The 2,920-nt window shown below is 63.4% G+C and carries 2 protein-coding genes; one reads left to right on the top strand and one right to left on the bottom strand.

Annotated elements, in window-relative coordinates:
- Nucleotides 1-101: 101 nt before the first annotated feature.
- Nucleotides 102-935 (bottom strand): MetQ/NlpA family ABC transporter substrate-binding protein, encoded by an 834-nt coding sequence (locus tag HMPREF9440_RS07780; RefSeq protein WP_008543091.1) that lies wholly within the window; start codon nucleotides 933-935, stop codon nucleotides 102-104.
- A gap of 911 nt (nucleotides 936-1,846) precedes the next feature.
- On the opposite strand from HMPREF9440_RS07780, the gene HMPREF9440_RS07775 reads away from it, so the two are divergent.
- A complete protein-coding gene (locus tag HMPREF9440_RS07775) occupies nucleotides 1,847-2,371 on the top strand; it encodes a hypothetical protein (RefSeq protein ID WP_008543085.1) in 525 nt (174 codons plus the stop codon).
- Nucleotides 2,372-2,920 lie beyond the last annotated feature (549 nt).

Here is a 2,920-nt window from a genome sequence, read left to right as displayed (position 1 = left end):
GCGCCCTCTCGTGAGGATGCGGCCTTCTTTGTCTCTCGAACCGGCCAGCCCCCGTTCGGAGGCCGGTCGGCAGAGTGTTGAAGCTTTTGAGCTTCGTCCGATCAGAACGCCGGAACGACGGAGCCCTGGAACTTGTCTTCGAGGAACTTCTTCACTTCGGGGCTCGTCAGCACGGCCTTCAGCTTCTGGAGGTCTTCGCGGTTCGATTCACCCGCACGGATCGCGACGATGTTCGCGTAGGGCGAATCCTTCGATTCGATCGCGATCGCGTCCTTCGTCGGGTTGAGGTTGGCGCCCAAGGCGAAGTTGGAGTTGATCACCGCGGCGGCGACGTCGTCCAAAGCACGCGGCAGCTGCGCGGCTTCGATTTCAAGGAAGGAGAGCTTCTTCGGATTCTCGACGATGTCGTTCGGCGTCGCGAGGATGCCCGCGTCGGCCTTCAGCTTGATGAGGCCGGCCGTTTCGAGGACCTTCAGCGCACGGCCGCCGTTCGTCGGGTCGTTCGGGATCGCGATCTTCGCGCCTTCGGCGAGGTCCTCAACCTTCTTCACCGACTTCGAGTAGACGCCCATCGGTTCGATGTGCACCGCGACGAGGCTCTCCAGCTTCAGGCCGCGGCTCTCGGCGAATTCGTCGAGGTAGGGCTTGTGCTGGAAGAAGTTCGCGTCGAGTTCCTTGTCGGCCAAGGAGAGGTTCGGCTGAACGTAGTCGCTGAATTCGACGACCTTCACTTCGATGCCCTGGTTCTTCAAGGTCGGGGCGACGAAGTTCACGATGTCGGCGTGCGGCACGGGCGAGACGCCGATCGTGAGGACCGCGGCCTTGGGGGCCGCGCCCGCGGCAGGCGCTTCGGGAGCCTTGTCCTGGCAGCCGGCGAGCGAAAGGGCGAGACCGGCGGCGACGGCGACGGAAGAGAAGAGACGGGTGAATTTCATTTGGGTGCTCTCGATTTTGTAGGTGATTCTTCTTGACGGATGTCGGGGCGCTCGAAGGGACGTTCCCGCCTCAAGCCGCTCTTGGCCGACATCGGAGCGCAGCGTTCCCGGGTGCGGTCGTTTGAAAGCGGGGGAGACCTCCTCAAGATCTCCCGGTCCTCCTCTCTCGGGAAGACGGGCCGGATAGGACCGGCAGACGCGCACCGCGGTTCGATGATGAACCTGGACGTCCACGACCCCGCGGGGTGGACGTGGGGTGAAGTTTAGCGGGCGGCCTTCCGCCCGTGGGGACGCGAATCCTCAAAGCGTCCGGAAAGTTCGGCCGGAGTTGAGGTATTACCGGGCGCATAGGAGAAATCTCGCACCTCAAGACCTTCCGGAGAAGCCCGGAGAAGCCGTCCGGATCTACCGAGCCTGTGGGGGCGTCGGCGCCCGGCGGCCGCCCTGGACCCACACCTCCCCGACCGGACGGCCGGACGCTCCGCCCTTCCCGGCTTCCGCCCGCCGCCGACACCCTCCGAAAATAAGATCTGTGGCGTTTCGTTCACACCGAGCAAAGGATCAAAAGATCAAGATTTCGGCCGTTTTTGGGGTTTTTCGGACCTCAAGACGCCGGCAACCACCGGGCCTCTCAGGCAAAGCGGACCACTCCGGATCAAAAGATCATAAACGGAGTACTTTCGAACTGATCGAGACGTCGATTTTTCGGAATCGACTCAGAGATTGATCTTTTCGAATTAGGATGATCTCACCACGCGGACGAAGGGACGCAAGCCCGGACGGACGTAGAGAGAAGCGTCCGGCGACCATCCCAACACCCGCCCAAACACCCTCTTCCCGTACGCCCGACGCGAAGGAAGAGCCCGCAAAGAGACATTGAAGAAACCGACACGACGCCGAGGAAGACCGCCATGACCACGAAGACGCAGGACCGCCTGAAGAAGAACCCGCACCGGGATGCGGCCCACCTCCCGGCGCTCGACATGGGCATCCGCGACATCCCGCTCTCGCGGGCCTTCGCGAACGTGAAGCCCGATCCGGCGCGCCGGTGCCTAACCGAAGTCGTCCATCTGGGCATCGAAAACTGGCCCAAGTCCGCGGTCGGGCTCTCGCGCCTCACCGGCCTTCCGCGCGCCGTGTCGGCGGAAATCATGACGGGTGAGACCCAGCGCGAAAGGATGTTGGCGTCGCTCATCTTCTTCGAGAGCCTCTTCGAGCAGGCGGGCGTACACCATCCGGACGCCGAGAAGGCGCGCCGTCTGGTCGTGAGGACGCTCCCCGATCCGGTGCTGCGCCGCCATGCGAAGACCGCCATGGACAAGAAGATCGGGAAGCTCTTCCCGGACCTCGCCGCCGCGGCCGCGCCGGTGCTGGCGTGCCAACGCCTCAAGGCCCAGCAGCCGAGGGCGGGGGCCGACATGGCTACCGCCGCGTGATCGGCAGGAAACCGGGTAGCAGACATCAGTGGTTCAGGAGGACCACCATGCACATTCGTTTTGAAGGAGGAAGGGCGGCCGTCGCCCGCTCAAGACGTTGGTGAACGCAAGGCTTCGTTCCTGAGCGCCGCGTGCGCTCAGAGACAGAGGCCCCGCTGAGCATGGTGTCCGGTCTGCGCGCACGTCGAACGTGCGAATCGAAACGGGGACAGCTTCAAGTGCAGGAACGAAGACTGCGAAGCAGCTTTCGATGCGGACCAGGTCGCGGCGTTCAACCTGCTCCGGCGGGCACATGACACCCGATTCGACGGCTTTCTGACGAAGGAGTCCGTCTACAAGCTCGAGCGTGGGGACTACGAGGTCTGGTGCCGCGATCACGACTTGCCGATTCGCCCTGATCCGAAGCTCGTCAAACGGGAGGCGAAGCCGGGCAGGAAGGTTCTGAGGGGGAAGAAGGCTTCTCCGGAAGAGCTCGCGGAACTGCTGAGTTGGGCGGATAACCGCGGTCGACGACACGCCTGAACACAAACGTAGTTGAGATGAGGCCGA

It is taken from the genome of Sutterella parvirubra YIT 11816, assembly GCF_000250875.1.
GTDB classification, from domain to species: Bacteria; Pseudomonadota; Gammaproteobacteria; order Burkholderiales; family Burkholderiaceae_F; genus Sutterella; species Sutterella parvirubra.
The sequence above is the reverse complement of the archived record's forward strand: the minus strand, read 5'-3'. Positions and strand labels throughout refer to the sequence as shown.